The sequence below is a fragment of the Mucilaginibacter sp. A5337 genome (assembly GCF_059690695.1).
This window is the reverse complement of the sequence record NZ_JCAWEC010000005.1, coordinates 1-23,037: the sequence shown is the minus strand read 5'-3', so window position 1 is coordinate 23,037 and position 23,037 is coordinate 1. Positions and strand designations below refer to the sequence as shown.

Sequence of the window (23,037 nt, the reverse complement as noted above, 5' to 3'; positions counted from 1 at the left end):
CATATCCCGCACTTTTAGCCAAAGCCCGGAATTAATGCAGATCGAAAAACGATCAAGTGAAATTATGCCGATTTTTAATGCATTAATCGAATTACACGAACTTAAAATTTAAGATCCGTGCAATTCGATTATTTGAGGCAGGTTTGAAAACTTCTGTGAAAATTTTATAGTATGATCCTGCCGATCAGATTGAATTATTAATAAAAGGATCAGGCATTGTATACCGCTGCAAACTCCCTGGCAAAATCCTGCAAAGTCACCTTTCCGGATTCGGTTGGCCTGTGCTTATCATAATCCTCCCATATTTTTGCACTTCTTACGGCAGTACCCATTTCAACAAAGTTGCGGGTCATTTCGGGCGGAACACCTGCCTGCTGTAAGCCCTCCGCAAGTTGTTCATCCGTAAATTCAATCCACGGTAAACCGGGCTTACCAATAGCCTCACCCAAAACAGCAGCTACATTACCGGGCGTTGACTCATCGCTTACAATGTACCTAACACTTTTACCGGTAAAATCCTGTTGCAACTCTTCAGCAATAGCTGCGGCAATATCTTTAGGGTGTACCATGATCAGCCTTGCATCTGCAGGATAGTTTGACCCAAGGATGCCCTGATATTTGATAAGTGGAATGCTACTGAAGAAATTGATATAAAAAAATGGCGCACGTATAAATTTAACAGCTACACCATCTAATCCACTTAAAATTTCTTCAACATCATGGATGCCTTTTATCGGTCCTACGCCACTATCCAAATGCGCACCGATGCTGCTTAACGCAACCACTTTTTTTATGCCCGACCGCTTGATAGCTTCAGCATAACTTTTACCTGTTTCATTTTGATAGGCCCTTAAGCTTTCGGCGCTAAAACTTGGCGGTACCATGGCGTAAAGTGCATCTGCACCGGTAAATGTTTGTGTTAAGAAATCGGCATCGGCCAGTGAGCCAATTGCAGCTTTAGCGCCTAATGATTCTATCTCTGCTGCCTTATCGGCATTGCTGCTAATTACTGTTACGTTATGCCCTGCGGCAATTAAAGTTTGTGTTAAAGGTTTGCTTATATTGCCTGTTGAACCTGTTACTATAATTTTCATAATGTTTTTGTTTTTATTTGAAAGCAAAGGTATTTTTGTACTTACTTTTTTACAAGTACTTACCCCAAAGTATGTATCACCATGACAGCTATAAAAGAAAGCTCAACCATACAGGAAAACAAACAAGCCGCATTTAAAGAATGCCCCGTAACTTATGTAATGGAGCGTATAGGCGGATATTGGAAACCTATCATTTTGTTCCACCTGTTAGCCGGCAGCAAACGCTATGGTGAACTAAAAAAGTCTATCCCAACTATTACCGAGAAAATGCTGATCCAACACCTGAAACAACTGGAAGCTGACGGCATCATCATAAGAGAATCTAAACCTGTTGTGCCGCCGCATGTAACCTACCGGCTCAGTGAAACGGGTATGGGTTTACGGCCTGTGATGTATGCGATGTCTAAATGGGCGGTTGAAGACAGCGAAGCAAATGGAATGCCTATTTACAGGAGTTTGGGAGAGTTCCCTACCGAGGAAACTTTTGCTGAAATGTAATTACGTTCCCGAAGCAAAACTTACGAAGTTTCAAAAACTTCGTAAGTTTGACCTGTTATAAGCATCATATTAATAAATCCGAAATCGAAATTCCGAAATCCAAAATCAACCCATGTCTACAATCCTGATAAAAGCAGCCACCATAGTTAACGAGCACAAACAATACGTTGCCGATGTATTGATTAAAGATGGTTTGATAGACCGTATCGATTCAGTAATTGATGCGCAAGCCGATGAAATCATCAACGCAGAAGGCCTGCATTTACTTCCCGGCTGCATCGACGACCAGGTACATTTTCGCGAACCAGGCTTGACTTACAAAGCCGACATTTATACCGAATCACGCGCTGCTGTTGCCGGTGGTATCACTTCATTTATGGAGATGCCAAACACAGTTCCGAATACTTTAACCCAGGAACTTTTGGAAGATAAATACCAGATCGCTTCACGAAATTCGCTGGCCAATTATTCGTTTTTTATGGGTGCGTCCAACAACAATTTGGACGAGGTTTTGCGCACCGACACCAGCAAGGTTTGCGGTATAAAAGTATTCATGGGATCCTCCACCGGGAACATGCTCGTTGATGACCCGCACACGCTCGAAAAACTGTTTGCACAATCACCAATGTTGATAGCTACACATTGCGAAGATGAGGCTACGATCAAGAGCAATCTTGCCCACTATAAACAACTGCTTGGCGAAAATATCCCCGTGCGGATGCATCCAAAAATCAGGAGCGCGGAGGCTTGTTATTTGTCATCATCAATGGCGATTGAGCTGGCAAAAAAACACAACACCCGCCTGCATATTTTACACATTTCTACCGAGCGCGAAACACACCTTTTTGACAATACAATCCCGCTAAAAGATAAGCGAATTACTGCCGAAGCCTGCATCCATCACTTGTGGTTTACTGATGCAGATTATGAAACAAAAGGCAACTATATTAAGTGGAACCCGGCGGTGAAAACGGAAGCAGACCGTGATGGTATTTTACGTGCGATACTTGACGGAAGGATTGACGTTATTGCTACAGATCATGCCCCGCATACCATTGAAGAAAAAGAGCAACCTTATCTGCAGGCCCCATCCGGCGGCCCATTGGTTCAGCATGCTTTACCGGCCATGCTTGAGCTGTACCATCACGGCAAAATAAGCCTTGAGCAAATAGCAGAAAAAATGGCGCACAACGTAGCCACCCTTTTTCAAATAGAGAAACGCGGCTTCATCCGCGAAGGTTACTGGGCCGACTTAGTACTGGTTAACCTGAATAAACCATGGAACGTAAATAAAACCAATATACTGTATAAATGTAACTGGAGCCCGTTTGAAGGCAACACACTCCGTTCACAGGTAGCTTATACTTTGATATCGGGTAACCTGGCTTACGCCAACGGAAGTCTTATTGAAGGTAAAGCCGGCAAACGGTTGACTTTTAATAGATAATCCGAATTGTAATTTACAGAATTTTAGGATTTACAGAATTTTCTGGAGGGGAAAAAGCATTTGCTTCTTCCTTTTTTAGTTTGTGACTTCTTCTCTACTATGGCGCAAGTCTTGCGCGGTGGCCACGAGGGTGGATGACTTGTGACTCTGTATCGTCCTAAAATAGGTGTACCAGAAGGCACAAGTCAGCCCTACATTACCCACCACACAAGACTTGCGCCAGAAAAAGGCCAGAAAAAGGACCTGGGTGGTAGCATTAACTATTCACCCCAACAAAAACCTCAACTTCGGCACTATCAGCATTTTGCGATCTTTCTCCGTAAACGTCAAAATCGGCCATATATCTTCTGTCGATATCGCTCGTCCAGATCTGGTGCCAGGTTTCGCCTACAGCCTGTGGTAGTGCACCTTTAGCTATATACCGGTTATAACTTCCGGGCGGTACAGTAATGCAAATCAAGCCTTCAGGGATATTATCTTTAGTAGCAACCCTACACCCAAGTACCGCAGTGTAATAGCCGTCCTTATCACTTTCATAATCGGTGTAAACGCAATAAATGTCATCACTTAAGCGGTTCACCACCTGCTGTAAAACATGCTCGCTCATAAACCAGTTCCAAAGCCCGGCTATGTCTTTCATCGCCTGTCCATTTTGATTTGTAGTGCGTACAGAAATCCCGACTAAATAAAAGCCCTTTATTGTTATTTTATCCATATACGGAGCTATTACTATTTGTTATATTGATATATAATTAACTTTTAAACAAATAATTATAATGATTATATAAATTATCAATTTACTACTATAACTACTCTATCAACTTTCTCAATTCCTCAAAAATCCCTGTCCAGTTTTGCTCCGAATGCGCTTTGGCTTCTTCGTTTTTTACATTATCCTGGGTAATAGTAAGCTCGGTTTCGCCGCTATTTTCGGTTAGGTTATAGGTGATGTTAGCATAGTTTTCGGGCTTGTCATCGGTACCGCTCATGCTGCTCCAGTAGCTATATTTTACAAATGTACCGGGATCAATATCCAGTATGGTTCCGTGGTCCTCGTATTTATGTCCGTTCCATTCCCCGCTGAATTTAATGGGCTCCCCTACCCTCCAGCTCGACTCCAGATTGGTACCGAAAAAGTATTCTTTTACCATGGCCGGATCAGTTAATCCCTGCCAAACTCTGGCCATGGGCGCTTTAAATTTCACCTGTACGTTTACTGTTAGTTTTTCCATAATGTAGCTTTATTTAGTAGTGGTTTATCTTCAGCTATCATCTGCTCTTTTATCTTCTCAAAATCGGTGCCGGGAACTTCAAAAAAACCAAACCTGAAGTTGTACCCCCATGCCTTTTTATTGCTGATAAAATCGAGCTCATTAATCATCGGGGCTATAGGAGCCTCCATGCATTCATAGTAATTCACATTGCGCCTGTAAGGCGTAAAATCGATAGCCATTTGCTTTTGATAAATATCTTCATCCCGCACCTGGCCAATGGCAGTAAAGGCTTGTAAAGGTGTATCACCATTCATTTTTTGCTTAGGCGAATACACCGCTACCCAGTCGCCAACTGCCATACGTTTAAGCGGTGCAAGCTTGCCATGATTAGCCTGAATAAAGCCCCCGGAAATACCCCGGCTAATGTGATCTTTTGATACTACTATTATCCAATGTTTCATAAGTGTATGGTTTAAATTACCCGCAAAAACACGACCAATAAAAGTCGCGTCCCTGCTATGATGAAACAAAGTAACAATGCGCTGGTGACAGCCTTATGTCAGCAGGAAAAAAAGAAAAGAAATTAATTTATTTTTTGGGAGATGGTTGCTGTGATCTCCCGTACGCGATGCAACAGAGTGTCTGGTTTGATGATCTCGGCACGATCGCCAAAGGTCATGTACCAGCGGGCAAAGCCTTCTAATGAGATGGTCAAAAAAGTCATCTCAATTTTATTACCTACAGTTTTTTCAGATACAAAACCGCCATAATATTTTTGATGATCAAGATAGCTGTGAATCTCCTTATCAACTTTAATCACTACCTGTTCAAGCTGCTTTTCACAAGCCATTTTATCAATGTAATCCTTTAGCGTGGGGTGCTTACTGTTTACATAACTTTTATCGGTAACCACCAGTTTCCTGATGCGATCTATCCTAAAATCCCGATAGTCACTACGCAGGCGGCAATAGGCTATCAGGTGCCAGAAGCTGTCCAGAAAAAAAACACCTACCGGCTCAACTTCCCGTTTGGTATTTTCCTGCGAATGGGCAGCAAAATAATCGATGCTCATGATCTTTTTACATATGATGCAATCCAATATAGTTTGGATATGATCGGTGCTTCCTGCCCTTTTCTGGCTATGACTTTTTAATACTTCTATGCTCCCGTCAAGGTTTTCCAAAGCATCCTTTTCCGACGATTTAAGGATAGCCCGCACCTTATACATGGCCGACTGGTACTGCGCCATGGTTGAGGTATCGGTAAGCTTTTCAACAAACTTTTCGGCAGTTAAAAAAGCCGTAGCCTCTTCGCGGGTAAACATAACCGGCGGAAGACGGTAGCCATCCATTATGGAATAGCCAACCCCGGCTTCGCCTATGAGGGGAATGCCCGCTTCTTCGAGCGTTTTAATATCCCGGTAAACAGTACGCAAACTAATGTTGAACCTATCGGCTATATCACCGGCCTTTACTACCCTGCGTGATTGTAGTTGGATCAAAATTGCTGATATTCGGTCGATGCGGTTCATGGCGTCCAAATTAAATAAAAAACAATTTACCTTTGATTAATATTTATCTATATATGGCCGTTCAACCCGAAGAAAAGATCATAACATTTGAAACTTATTATGATGTGATGCTTGCACACATCATCCGTACCAAACTGGAGGGTTATGGCATTCCCTGCTTTATTGCCGACGAAAACACTATAGGTTCAAACCCGCTTTACAACCAGGCAGTAGGTGGTATTAAACTTAAAATTTTCGAGCGCGACCTTGAACGATGCCGTGAAATTTTAGCCGCCGAAGGTGATCTTCACGACCAGGACCATATTGAAATTGATGATGAAACACTAAATGCTGTCATATGTCCGTACTGCGGCTCAACCAATGTACGATATGGTTCGGCAACCGAAAAAAGGGTTCACTGGCTTACCGCCATCGTATCATTTTTGCTAATGATATTCCCTTTTTACAGCCGCAAAGCATGGCATTGTTTTAACTGTCAGCGCGACTTTGAATGATTTTTTTTGAAGCCGGAAGTTTTAACCGTTGAGTTAAAAGTCTTCATTTTATACCCAAATAGGATCTGGCTCAGAAACTCAATACTTACGACTTCAGACTCAAGACTTAGAACTTATGACTTAATACTGTTTTTTATATATTAGCGGTATGTACAACCGCCGTAAGTTCATCAAATTATCTGCTGCAGGTGCTTCATTTGCAGCCATTTCTAAATCTGCTATAGCAAAAACTGTCATTTCTAAACCAGAAGGCGGTTATCCTATCGTTATCTCAACCTGGGATTTTGGCATTATTGCCAACAAAGGTGCCTGGAAAGTATTATCGGCCGGAGGCCGTGCCCTCGATGCCATTGAAGCCGGAGCACGCATTCCCGAAGCCGAAGATATCAGCAATCATACCGTAGGTCGTAGCGGCCTGCCTGATCGCGATGGCCATGTAACCCTCGATTCATGTATTATGGATGAGTTTGGCAATTGCGGGTCGGTAGCTGCTATGGAAAATATAGCTCACCCTATTTCAGTAGCCCGTTTGGTGATGGAAAAAACCCCTCACGTAATGCTGGTTGGCGAAGGTGCAACCCAGTTTGCAGTTGAACAGGGAATGAAAAAAGAAAAACTGCTAACCCCGGAAACTGAAAAGATCTGGAAAGAATGGCTTAAAAAAGCTCAGTACAGCCCCGTTATGAACATAGAAAACGGCGGCAAACCGGGCAATAAATACAACCATGACACTATTGGTATGCTGGCCATTGACGCTAAAGGCAATATCTCAGGAGGGTGTACAACCAGCGGCATGGCCTTTAAATTACATGGCCGCGTGGGCGATAGCCCAATTATAGGTGCAGGCCTTTATGTAGATAATGAAGTTGGCGGGGCAACGTCAACCGGTGTTGGCGAAGAGGTGATCCGCAACGTGGGCAGCTTTTTGGTGGTCGAACTGATGCGCCAGGGATTATCGCCCGAGGATGCCTGCAAAGAGGCTGTAAACCGTATTATCAAAAAGAAACCGGAAATAGCTAAAAAGATCCAGGTTGGCTTTTTAGCAATTAATAAAAAAGGCGAATATGGTGCTTACGCTATACAAAGCGGCTTTTCATATGCTGTTTGTAATGCGCAGCAACAGGATCTGTTAATTCCGGGAAAAAGTTATTATAAATAGAGATTATTTGGTTCATGGTTGATAGATCATGGTTCATGGCGAAAAGCTATTAGGATGTTGGGTTAAATAGACGAATCCGGCTATGAACTATCAACTATGATCCATGAACTAAAAAACATAAAAGAAAATGTATCAACCCGTATCGCTCGAAGTTTGTGCTAATTCGGTAACATCGGCCCTGGCGGCCCAGGAAGGGGGCGCTGTGCGTGTTGAACTTTGCGAAAATTTAAAAGAAGGTGGCACCACCCCATCGCACGGCACCATATTAATGGCCCGCAGTCTGCTCCATATCAAGCTTTATGTACTGATCCGTCCGCGCGGCGGCGACTTTTTGTACAATGATATGGAGTACAAGCTTATGATGGCCGATATCAGGTATTGTATTGATGCCGGCTGCGATGGCGTTGTAATAGGTATTCTTAAAGAAGATGGTACCATTGACATTGAACGCTGTACCGAAATGGTGCGCCTTGCCCGGCAATGGGGCCTTGGCGTTACATTCCATCGCGCTTTTGATATGTGTGCCGATCAGCATAAAGCCCTTGAAGAAATTATTGAAATGGGCTGCGAACGCGTGCTTACCTCGGGAGGTAAAAGCACTGCTATTGAAGGCGCCAGCAACTTAAACCGCCTTGTTGAACAGGCGGCCGGCCGTATCAGCATTATGCCCGGCAGTGGTGTAAGTGAAGCCAATGTGGCCGATCTGATTCATTTTACCGGGGTAAAGGAAGTGCATTCGTCGGCAAGGATCAAGGTTGCGAGTAAAATGAAATTTCATAACGAAAGTATCATGATGAGCGCCGAAGCTGGGGATGAATACAGTATTGATGTTACCGGGGTTGACCGGGTTAAGGAACTGATCAGACTGGCAAATAGTTAAATAAAAGATTCAAGAAACAAGATATCAGGACATAAGACTGATATCTTGTAACATTCCGTTAAAAGAACGTCACCGGCAAAACCAGTTCTATTCTGTTGCGGCCTGTCCCGCCAAAAAAGTCTTCATCCAGCAGCCTGCTATACCTGATACCGAATGTGATACTATTTTGATTAAAGAATTTAGTATCGAAATACAACGTGCCACCTGCCGACCTGAAATTTTGCTTAAAGCTGCTTCCATCGGTAAAAAAGTTGGATGCGTTGGCATGGGTGTAATCAAAAAACAATGCCCCGCGTAGTCGTAACAGATAAAACAAGTTACCGAAGCCGGCATCGGGATAAGCTATTGGCAAATGATAGGTTAAGCCAACCTTGTTCATGTTATCCAAGTTTTCGGCAGTGTAACCCTTGGAGAAAGGAAAATCGTTAGAGAAACTGATCACATTATCTTTTCCTTTTTGCTGATGCGCCAGGCTGATCACAAAGTTGTGGTTCACAAACAAACCGGGGAAATAAAAGCTTCCTGTGGCTAAAAACTGTGTTGCTCCCGAGCCGGAAACTGCTGATTTGTAATTGAGGCCTATACTTTGCGCAAACCGGGGATAGATGTTTTTTTGCGCCTGCTGCGTTTGATTGCTGAAGTTAAGGTAGTTGTTCAGATAACTGTAAGACCTATCTGCAAAACTGCTTTTGTAAGCTTGCTGAAAATTAATACTGTTAAAGTACAGATCACTGCCTAACGTAAGGCTGGTTAAACGTTTGCCTTCGGTAAAATTCAATGGTACACGTAAACCGCCATGAACAGCGGTTTCATTCCAGTAAACATATTGTCCTTTGTAAAAGCTCCGTCTGTCGAGCGTATAATCAGCACCGGCCGAAATATATGGGAACAGAGCCCCATAAATGGCATCGAAACCAAATTGCTTATACCCTTCATTAGTATTATAATCAAAAGACATTTCGGATTGGAAAGTATTCAACACATTCTCCCCGGTAATAGCGAACGAATAGTTAGGGTCGCTGATATTAGGGATGATACTATGAAAGTTAAACAATCCATGCGCTTTTGAATAATTGGTGACCGGCAAAGGTTTATTGGTTATTTCGGCAACTATATTGGCAGCCGAATCTTTTTTTAGTGCCATGATACCCAAATCGGGCAGGTAACGTGCGTAATCAACTCCGGCCGCTATCCATTTCAAATCCTTTTTATTAGCCTGGTTAACCTGATAGCCATCAGCAGTAAAACCAACCCAGACCAGTTTGTTATCGCTTACCGCCGGCTGATAATAGCCTAACCCTGTATAATTACCGGTTGGCAACAATTCAAAAACACTTTTATTGCTAAGCATCATCACAAAGAGGCGGTCGTTTTTACCATTTGTTTGAGTGAAATATAGGGTATCTTTTTTCAGGGCGATAAAACCTATCGGGCGAAAGCTCAGGGGTGTTAAATAATCTGCTTTACCGGTGGCAATATCCGTAAGAGCTATCCCCATTTTGCCTTCTTTATCACGGGCAGCCGAAATCAATTTACCGTCACCATAAAACTTAGGATAGGTATAAAACAACCCCTGGGGGTTTGGAATTTCCTTTTGTACCTTCCCGGTTGTATCTAAGATGTGCAGCTTACTCATTCCGGAGGGATCAACCTGTACCGCAACTATGCTTTGGCCGTCAGGACTAAAAGCTGGCGAAAAGTATTTTGCTTTTGAGGTGATACGGTGCTCTTGTCCTGTTTTTGTATCAAGCAACATCAATTCGCTGTAGTTACGGTAGCCCCAGCGTAAGTCGGGCCGATAGGATGCGTAAATTATTTTACCATCGTTATAATCAAAATAACTATCCAGCGAATAGGAACGGGTACTTAGTTTTACTTCCTTATTACCGGTTTTGATAACGAAAGCAGGCAAATGATCATAGGTACTTTCAGCGTAAATAATTGTGCTATCGTTCACAAACGCAGGGTATTCCCGGTTGGCGTCAAAGTGTCTCTTTCGTTCGGTAACCGATTGGGTGTTATCTTCGGCAAATTGCTGTTTAAAATAGCTAAACCCATTATTTGAAAATGTTTTGAAACTTTCGCCGGTATATTTTTTAATGGCCCACTGAAAGGGGTAAAACCCGCCGCGATAAGCCGCCGCATCATGTGTTACATTTCTCCATAGTTCGCTGCCATATTTTTCACGTCCGTAGGCTACCATCATGTAACCAAGCGGATAGTGATCGGGCACATAATCGCGGTATGAGCCGTTGCGAAGTTTCATATAGCTGTAGTTTTTATCAGCCGCCCATAGCGCACGATAACCGGTAAAAAAATATGGTAGCCTGCCCCTGCCCTGTTCGCTCACCAGGGTTTCGTTAAATACAGCATCCCCCTCAAAAAACCAGTTAGGTACGGCCAGATCGTTGCCCAGCGCCTGCCCGCCCTCGCCAAAAATTACACGGAGAAAACGCGAAAGCCCTACATTAAAATTATTGTACTGCTGCACATGCCTAAACTCGTGGATAGCCAATTGCTGCGGCCATGGAAGGCTGCCTATTTCAAAACTATTTTGATCGGGGGTTAAATAAAATTCACTTCTGAAGGGCGCTAACCCCACATAACCGTTAGCAACGGTGGTTTGGTTTTGCAGTACAATACTGATCTGTTTTTGTTTAAAGCCGATGGTAGGCTTTACAACGCCATTCATTTGCTGCACAATATTGGCTACCCTTAGTCCTGCCGAATCCAAGCCCACCGGGAATATTACCCTTGCAGGTGCTGTGTTTACCTGTTTCCACTTTATTGACGGCGGGTTGCCCCCAAAAACTTGCGCTTTTGATAAAGTAGCAGAAAATAACAGCGCCGGAAGTATTAATTTTTGAAGTGTTTTGTAACCGGTAAACAGATAATTCATTGAGGGTGAAAGTAAATACAAATTGCTATTTAAACAACAATGCCGCCTACACAACGCTTTTTAATTTAAACTGGTATAAAACAAGAAACACCCGCCGGTTAGGCGGGTGTAACGATAAGGTTAAAGTAAGTAAGGTTTAGGCTTTAAATATGTTTCAATATAGAAAGGCAACATTTGCAGCCTGTTATCAAATAATGGCAATTGTGTAAATCCATTTTAACTAACGGTCTAAATTTCGGCATTAAAAAACGTTGCGGCAATCCGTGAAAACACGGTATTTTTTCCGTCAAATAACGGTAAAACCGTTTACCGCAATAAAAAAACCGAAATTACTGCCGGGTTTGCAATTTTATATTTTAATGATCTTGTCCCTTTTCTTTTCGGGCGGGTTAAGCGAACCGGGCTTAGGTACATGTTTTACAATGTAGATAAGCGTATGCGCGATAGCACTTGCCGCTTTAATGCCGAAATGAACAAAAGGCCTCATCACTTCCCAGGCGTTACTATACTCAACCTGCGCTCCCCGCTTTCCTATCCTTTTCATATTGTTAGTTGCCATAATTTTAGTTTTAGATGCTTTGTAATAAAAGCATAAAAACCTTGCCACAATCAAATAGATGTATAGAAACTGGCTTTTTATTAGCTTATGCCACCTTTTTCTTCAATTCAATCACCGTGACTTCCGGCCAAATACCCAGTCTGCCCGAAAATGCAAGAAAGCCGAAACCACGGTTCACGTACAGGTAACGGTTCTTTTCATTAGCCAGGCCAGCCCAGTCAACATAGCGGTATTTTACAGGGCTCCATCTAAAACCTGGGATCTCTACCCCAAACTGTGCACCATGGGTATGCCCGGATAAGGTGAGATGAATGGTAGTAGGGTTATAACGCACCTGCTCTTCCCAATGAGTTGGATCATGCGAAAGCAGTACTTTGAAAGCATCTTTAGGTACACCCTCAAGCGCTTTATTTAAATCTCCCACCTGTATAAATCCCTTACCCCAGTTTTGGATACCGATAAGGGAGATGCTTTGTCCTCCTTTTTCGATTGTTACATTTTCATCAAGCAACAAACGATAACCCAATTCTTTATGATGCTGTTTGAGTTTATCCAGGTTGGCTGCCTTTTCCTGTAAGCTATCCCAGTGGATATAATCGCCATAATCATGGTTGCCTAAGATGGAAAACTGCCCATAAGGGGCTTTGATCTGTCCAAACCTGTCTATATAAGGTTCAATTTCTGATGCTGCATTATTTACCAGGTCGCCGGTAAAAACAAACAGGTCGCTTTTTTGAGCTTTAGCCAGGTTGATACCGCGTTGCATAGCTTCGGTATTATCAAAACTTCCCGAATGGATATCAGATAACTGGGTAATGGTAAAGCCATCAAATGCATCCGGCAAATCCTCAAAATAAAGCGTGGTTTTATGTAACTTATAATCGTACTTACCCTTAAACATGGCATAAAAAAACGATGTAAAAGGTACCGCGGCTACCAGTACAGCTATTTCACTGATAAACTTACGCCTGCCGGGAAAGGCTGGCTGTCCGCTTGCATTGCCCGAACGGCCGGCCATATTAAAAATTCCGACAAAGAAACGCCCGAGATCACCAAGGGAAAGCACAATGATAAAAACCAGTTTGGTGACAAAAAATGTGAGGAACAGGCTCAGCATCCATTCGTGAAACGGGCGCATACCACTTGCGGTACTGAAAGCACCAAATCCCAACAAAAATAAAGCAGTTACGCCTACGGATATTACCAAATACCCCCATAAAACAACACTGCGCCATAGGTTTGATTGCCAGTCGGTGGTGAGTGTTTTTAAGCCGGAATGGATATACCAATCAAATAACAAACTAATAAATGCGATAATTGCGAATACCTTTAAAAAGCCACTATTGTGCATATAAACATGTATAAGACTGCAATTTAAAAAAGTAAAGGTAATTGGAGCGTAATATTCTAAAGGGCGATAAGCGTTTGGGTCAAAATTTTAAACACGTTGGGCTGTGAAGTGGGAATGATATAAAAGGTCATTGTCATACATATTAATCTCTCGCAAAGGCGCTAAGTCGCAAAGGGTTTTCTTAGCGCCTTTGCGAGCTTATATTAATTGCAGGTTTTCGATCAGTTACATATCAGATTACTTCACACAAAAATAGATACTAATAACCAATAGTATTTGGATACAAATTGCTATGAAAAGTCTCTTAAATCCATTTATTTTCAACGGGCCGAATATATATGCTGTCCAGGATAACAAATATACAACCACCGCTGCGGCGGCAACTATTAAAGGATTTGGGCCTTCAGGGTCATTGAAAAAAAAGAACAGCAGTCTGGAGCAAACGATTGCTGCTACTGCCAAAATCACTAATGAGGTCTTTTTAGTTCTGAAATATAAGTTTGTAATGTTGTTACCCATTGTCCGATAGATGAGTATTTCAACAAATATAGTAATGTCAAAACTGATATACTATTGTAAAATTACTATCTCAATCCGTAAAGCTTAAATTAGCATCATCCAATTTATATACTTTTAAATAATCATCCTATATCATCAAAAATGAAATTAAAACATCTGCTGTTATCAGCAACTCTTTTAACTGCATCACAGGTATTTGCGCAAAAGCAGCCAAAAACAGATACTGTTTTCTTTGAAGATTTTAACCAGTCAACTCTTAACAGAAGTAAATGGAATGTTGAAATTACCGGTAATACTGTTAATGACGAGCAGCAGGCCTACGTTGATTCGGCAGCTACTATTTACATGACAGATGGCAAAGCAGAGGGGGCAACGAACGGCGCACTGGTGTTAAAAGCTCTGTACCAGCCCGGTTTTACCAGTAAAGAGCAGCGTAAATATGATTTTATTTCGGGGCGTATTAATACCCGCGCTAAAATGGAATTTACCTATGGCACAGCTTCTTGCCGGATGAAGATGGCTTCAGGTGCAGGTTTATGGCCTGCATTTTGGGCGCTGGGTAACGGCAAATGGCCCGATTGCGGTGAGATTGATGTAATGGAAACCGTTGGCGACTCAAGCTGGGTAAGCCACGCTTTGCACGGCCCGGGTTATTATGGCGATACGCCGCTTGCAAAACGCGTATTTTTCCCGGCAGGTATTGATGTTACCCAATGGCACGTATACTCGGTTGATTGGTCTTCGGAGAGTCTTATTTTTAAGGTTGATGGCAAAATCACCTATACAGTAACAAAAGCAATGGTTGAAAAATATGGGCGCTGGGCTCTTGACAATAAAAAGTTCATCATCCTTAATTTTGCTTTAGGCGGCGGGTATCCCGGTGGCGTTAATAAGGTTACCAAGCCATATCATGGCTTATCAGAAAATACAGTTAACAAAATTAAAGCAGGCGAAGCCAAAACCATTGTTGACTGGGTACTGGTAACTAAAACCAGGAATTAATATTGTTGACACATTTGTAAAATAAAGGTTATTTAAATTTTACTTTCATAAAACACAAGCTAAATTTTATTGCCATATTTTTGAATTATTAAAAATAACATCATCTACCCATGGCAATATTAACCGTTCAAATACCCGACACAGAGATCCTCACACTATCAAGCATAGTTGAACAAATATCAGGCAGTATCATTAAAGTTACTTCTGAAGAAGACCTCAATCACGGCGACTGCATTTTGCATAAAGACGATCTTTTTATTAAAAACAAACTGGAAAACAATCTGCACCATAAACACCTTTGGAACGATTGATTTTTCGATAAAAGATCCCGGTTTGTAATCGCCATAAAAAACAGGCCGTGCTTATGAAGCGCGGCCTGTTTTTATTTACCTGTGTTAGTTATGTATAATTACGCGTTCGTGTACACGAACCCTATCGTCATGACGGCGCCGGTGCCGTTCCCGGTACTCGGCAGAGCAGCTTGCAAAGCCCATTGCAGCTAATATTAACAGCGCAATTGAGCGTGAAACAGTGGTTTTCATAGCAAATAATTTATAAGTTTTAAATAGATATACTTATGCTTAATCAGTTATCATGCCATAAGAGTAAGATATTACTGGTGGTAAAGGGAATGTTACAGTGGATATTTATTGGTCGGGTAACAACTGAGGAGATATTTTAATCATCGCGCTTTTTCATGAGCCGGTTAATCCAAACAAACAAAAAGCCGAAGAACAGGAAGGCCACAAGCATCAGTAATGAATTAACAGCAACGCGGGATAATCCCAACGCGCCGATATCAAGAAACGGGTAAGGATACAAATGGCTGATGCTGCCACGGATAAATATATACACCGAATAAATAAAGGGAAACCAAAGCCAGCCTAAAGTTTGTGTCCATTTTAAATCGGCTTTTGGCACGTACATGAGCCAGTAAAGCACAAATAAAACAGGGTTTACGGAATGCAGCAATTCATCAGCAAGCTTAGATAATCCGTCCGGATGCCACAAACTACGGAGCACCAGGTTATAAACCAAGCCAACAATGGTGATATACAGGGCAATAGCACTAAAAATATGACTTTGCAAAAAATACCTCCGTATGCCCATATTAGTTTTAAATAATACGGCAGTAAGGCATGTGGCTGCAAGTAAATTGGTGAGGATTGTAAAATAACTAAATAGTTGAACCAGCGTACCGGCAAGGCTTCGCCCTGTTTGCAGGTATTTTGGTATTGCTATGCTTATTTGTAACATTAAACTAAACCATATAATAACCGTAGAGGCATACAACCATTTGCGTCCTTTAACCGTATTATTGATATGTAGTTTATATTGTTCCATAGCCATTTGCAGCGCTTAAATTTATTATAAACACTCCTGTAAAATGCGAACAAATTATTATTACCCCTTAAATAAATAATAAACTACCAAAACGTAGTAACATAAATTCAGTTTCATACGTATTATATTTATGGAGGATTTTATTCTAAATTAGTGTTTTTATAACATTTTGGGATAAAATACGATAAGTATCTCCACAAAATTGAGTGACCTGATAACTAATCGCAATTAAAAATTCATTAAACGCCAGATGAAGTATGAGGGGTTATGTAAATATACCAGGATCGGTTGATTGCAACTGCTGCAAGATTTGCGGTGCACGACCAATAATTGTACTGATTAAAGATATTGGATATGTGGTAAAGTGCCCTGTTGATGACAGTCATTACAGAACCCATCCGGGCCTTATTGACATCAATGACTGGAACATACACAACACCAACTGTATTAACGGCGAAGAGGAAAAATTGATATTCAGTTTTCATTAGATGTATTTGTGTAATTTATTTGTGCATTAGTTTAACCACAATGCTAAACCTATATCTTTAGGCATTTAAATTACCAATCCTAAATATGAAATCTGTATCAATATTCATTAAAACGGCTAAAACGATTATCCCCCTGCTTATTATCACTGTACTTTTACCGGTGGTTTGCAGGGCACAAAAAGGTACCGATATTTCGCCGGTGATTGATCATATTGCAATCACCACCAGCAACCTAAAAAAAAGCACCGAATTTTATACCAAAGTATTACACCTCAAAAAGGTAGATAATCCGTTTGCCGATACCGTACATCAATGGTACAGCCTCGGTAACAATGTAAAACTTCATGTTATCCAGGCCGAACGCAACGAAAAACAGGTTAAAGGCGTACATTTTTGTTTTACCGTTTCGTCGGTAAAAGAGTTTGCCAAAACACTTGAGCAAATGAATATCCCCTACTCAAACTGGAAGGGCGATAGTAAAGAGCCAACATACCGTGCCGATGGCGTATTGCAGTTATATTTCCAGGATCCGGATGGCTACTGGATTGAAATAAACAGCCCGGCTAAAAAGTAAAGCCGGGCCGTCAAACAATCAAAAACTAAAATTCTTGTACACTATTTAATATTCAAGTTCCTGGCAGTGGATGCCGGCCTTTTGCAAAAGCGATTCGATATAGCGAGGTGAAATATCCCTTGCCTCTACGCGTAAAATATTATCGCAATCTTCAAGGTCAAAGTTCCATTGAGCTATGGCAGGTATTTTGGTTAATAAATTTTGTACGCGGCTCACCTGCCGTCTCTGCCGTACGCTTGTTGCAAATACCAATACATCCATGTTTGTTATTTTAAGGTAGATCAATATTAATTTATTTAGAGCTGAAAGCAGAATGCACAAAGCTTAAAGCTGATATTCTGATTGTTAATACCATCTATTCAGCTTTCTTTTCCTCGTTTACCGTGGTGTTAAAATCGTCCCAGTCACGGCCAAACCTGCCGTGCCCCCGGCCTTTCCATCCGCACATACGGTCTTCCCATTGCGCGCGGAATTTGTCCCGGTCTTCGGGGCTCATATTTTTAAAACGCTCGGCCATGCGTCCGCGCATCCAGGGCGTTCCGCCGCCGCCTTTGGGCCCACCTTTGCCAAAGCCAAACAATATCTTGCATAAAATAAATATGCCTGCGGCCTGCCAGTAAGTAATGGTTGTTACGTGTAAAATATCGGGTAGTAAATTATTCCACAGCTGCATCACAACAAAGCTAATGACAGCCAGGCAAGCGATCACCCCAAGTGGGATGAAGAAAAATCGCCTTTTATAAAAAAATGGTTTCATGTTATATAATGTCTTAATTTTTAATATTCAGTAATTTCCTGGTAAAGCTGGGCAAGGCGTTTGCGTAAATGTAATACCGCATAACGTTTTCTTGAAACCAGCGTGTTGGTATTTAGCCCGGTACGTTTGGCAATTTCCTCAAAGGGGATATCTTCAAGCTCATGCCAAACAAATACCTGTTTTTGTTCTTCGGGCAATTCATCCAGCGCAAAAAATAACTGCTCCCAAAAAAGGTTGCGCAAATACTCGGTTTCGGGAGTGGTAGCTTCGGTAAGGAGTATGGCTTTAAAGTCCGGTGCCTCATCGTCATAATCCTCATCATCGGCCAGCATATCATCAAGCAGGGTTTCCGTCTTTTTTTTATGCTTGTCAGTTATTTTGTTCCGGGCCACCCGGTATAGCCAGGCGCTGGTTTGTTCAATCGGTTCAGAATTAATAACAGCGCTAAACTGGTACCAAACATCCTGGAGTATATCCTCGGCATCGGCATCGTTTTTTACCCTCCGGCGAATAAATCCCAACAGGCTTTTACCATACGAAGCAATTGTTTGTATGATGTGGCTGTTTTTGTCCTGGGGCATTATCGCTGTTGTCAATTTCTTTATCCTTTTTAAAGATAAAGACGATTGTGATTTAAAAACATTTTAATTTTTTTTCAAAAATTTCTATCCGATACTAAAAAGCCGTTCCAAACAGCTAAAACGGCCCTTATCCGGCTAAACTATTGAATTTATAAAATGATGTTCAAACACCATAAATACACTTTTGTCGAATTAAATTCATTTTAATTTAAAATACTTGAATTTTATTCAATTAATAGCGAACATTACTGTATGATTAACGAACCGGAAATTATTTTAGATAAAACCGACCTGCAGATTCTGAGATTAATGCAGGAAAATGCCCGTATCTCCAATGCCGACCTCGCCCGTGAGCTTGGCATGGCGCCATCGGGCATACTGGAGCGTGTAAAAAAACTGGAGCAAAAAAACGTGATCCAACAGTATACCACCCGCATTAACCCGGCAGCGTTGCAGCAAAAAATGCTGGCTTTTATTTTTATGAAGGCCGCCGACGGCCCTGGAAGCGATGCCACATCAAGCGAACTGGCTAAAATACCCGAAGTGCAGGAAGTACACCACATAGCCGGCGACGACTGCTATTTAATAAAAGTACGCACGTACGATTCAGCATCGCTGATGAATTTAATGCGCACCCATTTCAGCAAGATCCCCAATATTTTGAGTACCCGTACAACGATAGTGCTCGAAACCAAAAAAGAACAACAACAATTGGTTATACCCGAAAAATAAATACACCATGACACCCACAACTACAAAACCAGCTTCACCTTTATTAGTTGTTATTGCATTTGCTACCGTTTACATTGTATGGGGCTCTACCTACTTTTTCATAAAAATGGCGGTGGCAGGTTTCCCCCCGCTATTATTAGGTGCATTGCGTTTTTTTACGGCCGGTTTACTGTTAATGGTGTGGTGTGCAATTAAGGGTGAAAAGATTTTTGTAAAACAAAACATATTACATGCGGCGGTAAGCGGGTTCCTGCTACTGGTAATAGGTAACGGCGCCGTGATCTGGGCCGAACAAACTTTGCCCAGCGCCATGGTAGCAATCATGGTAACCTCGCCGCCAATATGGTTTGTACTGCTTGATAAACCAAACTGGGGCACCAACTTTAAAAGCAAAAGCACCATTGCAGGCCTTGTCATCGGCTTTATAGGTGTAATTCTATTATTCCGTGATCAGATCGCAGATGTATTTGGATCATCAGCCGGGCCGTCAAAGTTACCGGGAATGTTATTGCTCTTATTCGGTACGCTGGGCTGGGCTTCGGGATCATTATATTCAAAACATTATAACACCAAAGGTTCGGTGTCGGTAAATACGGCCTGGCAAATGCTTGCAGCGGGTATGTTCTTCCTGCCTTCGAGCTTTTTAAATAACGAGATGGAGAGAGTTAACTGGGGCACTATACCGTTACATAGTTGGTATGCTTTGGCATATCTTATCGTATTTGGTTCGATAGCTGCATTTAGTGCATATGTTTGGCTGTTGCAGGTGAGACCGGCCACACAGGTTGGCACCTATGCCTATGTTAACCCGGTAATTGCAGTTTTGCTTGGGGTAATTTTTGCGGGTGAACACGTGAATTTAATTCAGGTTTTAGGGCTGGTTGTAATATTGAGCAGTGTTTTGCTGATCAATTTGTCAAAATACAGGAAAGCGAAAACAGGAGAATTAGCAGTGGCGAAGTGACGACTAATTTGATGAGGTCATATCCATAAACTCTTCATATTTATGGATGTGCCTTTACCAGTTTTGATATCTTCTCGCCCTTGAAGTATTTTTGAAACAAATCTCTTGCTATAGTTTGCTTCTATTTTATAATCAATCTTCATTAACTTTAAAAAAGTCTTTAAAGCAATTAGCTGCTCTTCCGTTTGGGGCTTAACAATAAAGGTTTCCATAGTCCCTATAAATATAAGTCCATTTTAGATATAAGTACATCTTTAATCTCAACTCTCCCACTTCCCAAACTCAAAATATTTGCTGATGCTGATCCCTACCTTACTCCCAACAGGGTATTTGTGCCTGTCGTAATTAAGCACCCGTAATGTCAGGTCATCTTTTTCAACTATGAGTTCCTCAAAAAAACCTTTAAACAGCACCATTTTCACCAGCCACTTGTTACCTAAACTACTTATTTTAATATTTTCGGCGTAAACAACAACCACGCTGCGTTTACTTTTTATGCCACAAACTTTTGCCTGGGCCGATGTTAGCCGGGTACAACTGGCCAATATTTGCGCTGTGTACATTAATTTAGGCGAATGGTATAACTGTTCGGGGCTGCCGTTTTCCACTATTTCACCTTCTTTAAGTACTATCAACTCATCGGCCATAGAAAGGATTTCGGCAGGGTCATGCGATACCAGTACAACAGTAACTCCCCACTCCCTTACAATATACCTGATATCGTGCTGTAAGCCTTCGCGGTAGGTAGCATCCACCTGGTTAAAAGGTTCATCAAGCAGTAAAACTTCAGGACGGCTGATCAGCGCCTTGGCAATTGTTACCCGTTGCTTTTCTCCGCCGCTTAATTTGCCAAAAGGCATTTCCCTGAGCGGATAGATATTTAAAAGGTTTAATGCTTCAGTAACCTGGTGTATCGCCTGGCTTTGATCTTCGACAGGCAGCCCCTCGTATATTGTGTCCCATACGGAAATACGCGGATCGAGCTCATTATCATGCTGCGTTACCATTCGCATAACTTTATGGGCATGTTGTAATCCTCTTTGCCTGCTTAATACCTGTTCTTCCTTAAAAAACACTTCGCCATGATCGGGCTCCAAAGTACCGTACAGCAGATTTAGCAATGTTGTTTTCCCGCTACCGCTTTCACCAACTATGGCAGTTACCTTTCCCTTCGGAATAAAAATAGTAACGTTATTAACCCCCGAAGACTTATCTCCAAAAAAGTTTTTGGTAACCGATATGGTTTCCAATATCAAATCATCTTGCATCTACGGTAATTGATTTTCAGGGGGTTAGTGAAAGACATACAGTTCGGGATTCAAGCTTCTAATCTAAAAAAAAGTTGAACGCTAAAAAACTTTATATACCAACGGGAGCAACAAACGAAAACAAATAGCTGCAAAAGTTATTCATGTAAATAACCCAATCATAAAACCATGAACAAAACTATAGGAATCCTGCTTATCATCGTCGGTGCCGCCATGCTCATCTGGACTGGCTTTACTTACACCAAAAAAGAAAAGATCATTGATGCCGGCCCAATACAGGTATCGGCCGCCAGGGAAAAAACTGTTAACTGGCCACCTTATCTTGGTGGGTTGCTGGTTATAGGAGGTATTATTATCGTTGCTACATCCAAAAAATAGCCGGCTTATTTGTTATCCACCGGTTTAAGGATGCTAATATCTGTACCTGCAAGTAACTGCTGATAATTAATGAGTTGAAACTTTTTACCGATCATGGCCGCAAATTCCGGTGACAACAAGGCGTTAAGTTCCGTTTGACGGTGCAAACTGGTAAGCGGTTTACCTTCTTTCGAATTCATCATATTGCTGTTCATATCAACCAGCACATCCATTTCGGGGCTTGGGGTTGCAGTGTGCAGCACCATCATGTTAGGTTTGTTGAGATTCAGATTGCTTACATAAGCCAAAAACGCTTCCTTTTTTGTGGCGATGGGTTCACCCCACATTTCTTTATAGGTTTCGCCGAAATAAGTTATACTGCTTAAGGTTGATATGGCCAGTTTGTATTTATGGGCCAGTTTTTCGGTAAGGGCGCGCAATTCGGGTGTTGAAAGCGCTATACCCATATGCGGATCAATATAAGTTATTTTTAACCCCGACGCCTGTGCCCTTTCAATCTGAGCAGACAACTCGGTTTCAATTTCGTTAAGTTTATAGCCGCTTTTAGCAAACGCCCGCGTTGATTGCGGAAAATACCCGTTTGAATCAACCAGGCTTGGAACAGCAGTGCGACCTGTTACCGGCCCCCAGCGGTAATTTTTCCATTCGGATGTAAGTGTAAGATGAACCCCTACCGTAACATTAGGATACTGCTTCAATATTTCAACTGCCTCCTGGTACCATGGACATGCAAACTGCACCGAAGCCGAAAGCGGCATACCGGTTTGTGCAGCCTTAAGCAAAGCCATATTTACCGAGTGGTTCATACCGATATCATCCAGCCTGATCAATAAACGGGGAAGCTTATTCCCGGTTTGCTGGGCCGATGCTTCTTTAATAAAAACACTACCTATAAGAATAAAAGCTAATATGAGTATCCTTTTCATAATTTTTCAGGATTGAAAAAAGCATTAAATGTCAGGCAAACAGAAAAAAAGGAACAACCCGACGCCTTAAATATCTCATTATGAGCATTCATAGCAAAATTTAATTAAACATTACATCATATTGTTACATAGTGCCCTCATAACCTGTACAGCATGTGCGTTTATTTAGTATTTTAAACAAAGGCGGTACTACATCCTATACCTTATTTTTTGCCATACAGCATCTCTGCATTGTACTGTGTGCGCCCCAATCAGCAGCAAAATGACCTCCTTATAAATATTGAGATAATAATAAAAAACTGGTGAAAGGTGAAAGGTGAAAGGTGAAAGGTGAAAGGTGAAAGGTGAAAGGTGAAAGGTGAAAGGTGAAAGGTGAAA

Annotated in this window: 28 protein-coding genes; 12 read left to right on the top strand and 16 right to left on the bottom strand. The window is 41.8% G+C overall.

Annotated elements, in window-relative coordinates:
* Positions 1 to 209: 209 nt before the first annotated feature.
* On the bottom strand, positions 210 to 1,094 hold the full coding sequence (locus tag AC59JO_RS17365) for an NmrA family NAD(P)-binding protein (protein WP_497306782.1): 885 nt from the start codon (positions 1,092 to 1,094) through the stop codon (positions 210 to 212).
* A gap of 81 nt (positions 1,095 to 1,175) precedes the next feature.
* On the opposite strand from AC59JO_RS17365, the gene AC59JO_RS17360 reads away from it, so the two are divergent.
* Both AC59JO_RS17360 and AC59JO_RS17355 read left to right on the top strand, forming a co-directional pair.
* On the top strand, positions 1,176 to 1,592 hold the full coding sequence (locus AC59JO_RS17360; RefSeq protein ID WP_413667164.1) for a winged helix-turn-helix transcriptional regulator: 417 nt from the start codon (positions 1,176 to 1,178) through the stop codon (positions 1,590 to 1,592).
* 112 nt (positions 1,593 to 1,704) lie between these two features.
* Positions 1,705 to 3,039 (top strand): dihydroorotase, encoded by a 1,335-nt coding sequence (locus AC59JO_RS17355; protein WP_497306780.1) that lies wholly within the window; start codon positions 1,705 to 1,707, stop codon positions 3,037 to 3,039.
* A 256-nt stretch (positions 3,040 to 3,295) separates the two neighbouring features.
* Here the strand turns inward: AC59JO_RS17355 and AC59JO_RS17350 are convergent, their stop codons facing one another.
* From AC59JO_RS17350 to AC59JO_RS17335, 4 genes are all read right to left on the bottom strand, one after another.
* The gene (locus tag AC59JO_RS17350; RefSeq protein ID WP_497306778.1) at positions 3,296 to 3,754 is read right to left on the bottom strand and encodes a GyrI-like domain-containing protein; all 459 of its coding nucleotides are present in this window, start codon (positions 3,752 to 3,754) and stop codon (positions 3,296 to 3,298) included.
* 94 nt (positions 3,755 to 3,848) lie between these two features.
* Positions 3,849 to 4,271, bottom strand: coding sequence for an SRPBCC family protein (locus AC59JO_RS17345; RefSeq protein ID WP_497306776.1), 423 nt, complete (start codon positions 4,269 to 4,271; stop codon positions 3,849 to 3,851).
* Positions 4,259 to 4,714, bottom strand: a complete 456-nt coding sequence (locus tag AC59JO_RS17340) for an EVE domain-containing protein (protein ID WP_497306774.1) — start codon at positions 4,712 to 4,714, stop codon at positions 4,259 to 4,261. Before AC59JO_RS17340 ends, AC59JO_RS17345 begins: the two co-directional genes overlap by 13 nt.
* A 122-nt stretch (positions 4,715 to 4,836) precedes the next feature.
* A complete protein-coding gene (locus AC59JO_RS17335) occupies positions 4,837 to 5,784 on the bottom strand; it encodes a helix-turn-helix transcriptional regulator (protein WP_413667160.1) in 948 nt (315 codons plus the stop codon).
* A gap of 53 nt (positions 5,785 to 5,837) precedes the next feature.
* Between AC59JO_RS17335 and AC59JO_RS17330 the strand changes: the two genes are divergently transcribed.
* The 3 genes from AC59JO_RS17330 to AC59JO_RS17320 all read left to right on the top strand — a co-directional run bounded on the left by AC59JO_RS17330 (position 5,838) and on the right by AC59JO_RS17320 (position 8,317).
* Positions 5,838 to 6,278: a putative signal transducing protein gene (locus AC59JO_RS17330; RefSeq protein WP_413667159.1), complete on the top strand. Its 441-nt coding sequence runs from the start codon at positions 5,838 to 5,840 to the stop codon at positions 6,276 to 6,278.
* A gap of 148 nt (positions 6,279 to 6,426) precedes the next feature.
* Positions 6,427 to 7,437 carry a glycosylasparaginase gene (locus tag AC59JO_RS17325; RefSeq protein WP_091211270.1) on the top strand — a complete coding sequence of 337 codons (1,011 nt, stop codon included), beginning with the start codon at positions 6,427 to 6,429 and terminating at the stop codon, positions 7,435 to 7,437.
* 127 nt (positions 7,438 to 7,564) lie between these two features.
* Positions 7,565 to 8,317: a copper homeostasis protein CutC gene (locus AC59JO_RS17320; RefSeq protein WP_413667158.1), complete on the top strand. Its 753-nt coding sequence runs from the start codon at positions 7,565 to 7,567 to the stop codon at positions 8,315 to 8,317.
* A 58-nt stretch (positions 8,318 to 8,375) separates the two neighbouring features.
* Here AC59JO_RS17320 and AC59JO_RS17315 read toward each other — a convergent pair whose 3' ends face one another.
* The 3 genes from AC59JO_RS17315 to AC59JO_RS17305 all read right to left on the bottom strand — a co-directional run bounded on the left by AC59JO_RS17315 (position 8,376) and on the right by AC59JO_RS17305 (position 13,126).
* A complete protein-coding gene (locus AC59JO_RS17315) occupies positions 8,376 to 11,216 on the bottom strand; it encodes a hypothetical protein (protein ID WP_497306771.1) in 2,841 nt (946 codons plus the stop codon).
* Between the two features lie 349 nt (positions 11,217 to 11,565).
* A complete protein-coding gene (locus tag AC59JO_RS17310) occupies positions 11,566 to 11,775 on the bottom strand; it encodes a hypothetical protein (RefSeq protein WP_497306769.1) in 210 nt (69 codons plus the stop codon).
* Between the two features lie 85 nt (positions 11,776 to 11,860).
* Complete coding sequence (locus tag AC59JO_RS17305; protein WP_497306767.1) at positions 11,861 to 13,126, bottom strand: metallophosphoesterase; 1,266 nt, start codon at positions 13,124 to 13,126, stop codon at positions 11,861 to 11,863.
* A 292-nt stretch (positions 13,127 to 13,418) separates the two neighbouring features.
* On the opposite strand from AC59JO_RS17305, the gene AC59JO_RS17300 reads away from it, so the two are divergent.
* The 3 genes from AC59JO_RS17300 (at position 13,419) to AC59JO_RS17290 (ending at position 14,958) form a co-directional block, all read left to right on the top strand.
* Positions 13,419 to 13,655, top strand: coding sequence for a hypothetical protein (locus AC59JO_RS17300; protein ID WP_413667154.1), 237 nt, complete (start codon positions 13,419 to 13,421; stop codon positions 13,653 to 13,655).
* Positions 13,656 to 13,786: 131 nt separating this feature from the next.
* A complete protein-coding gene (locus tag AC59JO_RS17295) occupies positions 13,787 to 14,647 on the top strand; it encodes a glycoside hydrolase family 16 protein (protein WP_497306765.1) in 861 nt (286 codons plus the stop codon).
* A 110-nt stretch (positions 14,648 to 14,757) separates the two neighbouring features.
* Positions 14,758 to 14,958, top strand: coding sequence for a hypothetical protein (locus AC59JO_RS17290; protein ID WP_413667152.1), 201 nt, complete (start codon positions 14,758 to 14,760; stop codon positions 14,956 to 14,958).
* Between the two features lie 84 nt (positions 14,959 to 15,042).
* Here AC59JO_RS17290 and AC59JO_RS17285 read toward each other — a convergent pair whose 3' ends face one another.
* Positions 15,043 to 15,189 carry a hypothetical protein gene (locus AC59JO_RS17285; RefSeq protein WP_413667151.1) on the bottom strand — a complete coding sequence of 49 codons (147 nt, stop codon included), beginning with the start codon at positions 15,187 to 15,189 and terminating at the stop codon, positions 15,043 to 15,045.
* Between the two features lie 136 nt (positions 15,190 to 15,325).
* Positions 15,326 to 15,997: a Pr6Pr family membrane protein gene (locus AC59JO_RS17280; protein ID WP_497306762.1), complete on the bottom strand. Its 672-nt coding sequence runs from the start codon at positions 15,995 to 15,997 to the stop codon at positions 15,326 to 15,328.
* Positions 15,998 to 16,564: 567 nt separating this feature from the next.
* On the opposite strand from AC59JO_RS17280, the gene AC59JO_RS17275 reads away from it, so the two are divergent.
* Positions 16,565 to 17,053, top strand: coding sequence for a VOC family protein (locus AC59JO_RS17275; protein WP_497306760.1), 489 nt, complete (start codon positions 16,565 to 16,567; stop codon positions 17,051 to 17,053).
* A 45-nt stretch (positions 17,054 to 17,098) separates the two neighbouring features.
* On the opposite strand, the gene AC59JO_RS17270 is transcribed toward AC59JO_RS17275, so the two are convergent.
* The 3 genes from AC59JO_RS17270 to AC59JO_RS17260 form a co-directional block, all read right to left on the bottom strand.
* Positions 17,099 to 17,314: a hypothetical protein gene (locus AC59JO_RS17270; RefSeq protein ID WP_497306758.1), complete on the bottom strand. Its 216-nt coding sequence runs from the start codon at positions 17,312 to 17,314 to the stop codon at positions 17,099 to 17,101.
* Positions 17,315 to 17,408: 94 nt separating this feature from the next.
* The gene (locus tag AC59JO_RS17265) at positions 17,409 to 17,810 is read right to left on the bottom strand and encodes a hypothetical protein (RefSeq protein ID WP_497306756.1); all 402 of its coding nucleotides are present in this window, start codon (positions 17,808 to 17,810) and stop codon (positions 17,409 to 17,411) included.
* 20 nt (positions 17,811 to 17,830) lie between these two features.
* Complete coding sequence (locus tag AC59JO_RS17260) at positions 17,831 to 18,406, bottom strand: RNA polymerase sigma factor (RefSeq protein WP_223818252.1); 576 nt, start codon at positions 18,404 to 18,406, stop codon at positions 17,831 to 17,833.
* Positions 18,407 to 18,643: 237 nt separating this feature from the next.
* On the opposite strand from AC59JO_RS17260, the gene AC59JO_RS17255 reads away from it, so the two are divergent.
* On the top strand, positions 18,644 to 19,123 hold the full coding sequence (locus tag AC59JO_RS17255; protein ID WP_112573694.1) for an Lrp/AsnC family transcriptional regulator: 480 nt from the start codon (positions 18,644 to 18,646) through the stop codon (positions 19,121 to 19,123).
* A 7-nt stretch (positions 19,124 to 19,130) separates the two neighbouring features.
* Positions 19,131 to 20,087 carry an EamA family transporter gene (locus AC59JO_RS17250; RefSeq protein WP_413667147.1) on the top strand — a complete coding sequence of 319 codons (957 nt, stop codon included), beginning with the start codon at positions 19,131 to 19,133 and terminating at the stop codon, positions 20,085 to 20,087.
* Between the two features lie 17 nt (positions 20,088 to 20,104).
* On the opposite strand, the gene AC59JO_RS17245 is transcribed toward AC59JO_RS17250, so the two are convergent.
* Positions 20,105 to 20,299, bottom strand: coding sequence for a DUF2683 family protein (locus tag AC59JO_RS17245; RefSeq protein WP_497306753.1), 195 nt, complete (start codon positions 20,297 to 20,299; stop codon positions 20,105 to 20,107).
* A gap of 48 nt (positions 20,300 to 20,347) precedes the next feature.
* A complete protein-coding gene (locus tag AC59JO_RS17240) occupies positions 20,348 to 21,355 on the bottom strand; it encodes an ABC transporter ATP-binding protein (RefSeq protein WP_497306751.1) in 1,008 nt (335 codons plus the stop codon).
* Between the two features lie 168 nt (positions 21,356 to 21,523).
* Between AC59JO_RS17240 and AC59JO_RS17235 the strand changes: the two genes are divergently transcribed.
* A complete protein-coding gene (locus AC59JO_RS17235) occupies positions 21,524 to 21,733 on the top strand; it encodes a hypothetical protein (RefSeq protein WP_413667144.1) in 210 nt (69 codons plus the stop codon).
* A gap of 5 nt (positions 21,734 to 21,738) precedes the next feature.
* Here AC59JO_RS17235 and AC59JO_RS17230 read toward each other — a convergent pair whose 3' ends face one another.
* A complete protein-coding gene (locus tag AC59JO_RS17230; RefSeq protein WP_497306749.1) occupies positions 21,739 to 22,659 on the bottom strand; it encodes a ChbG/HpnK family deacetylase in 921 nt (306 codons plus the stop codon).
* Positions 22,660 to 23,037: the final 378 nt, after the last annotated feature.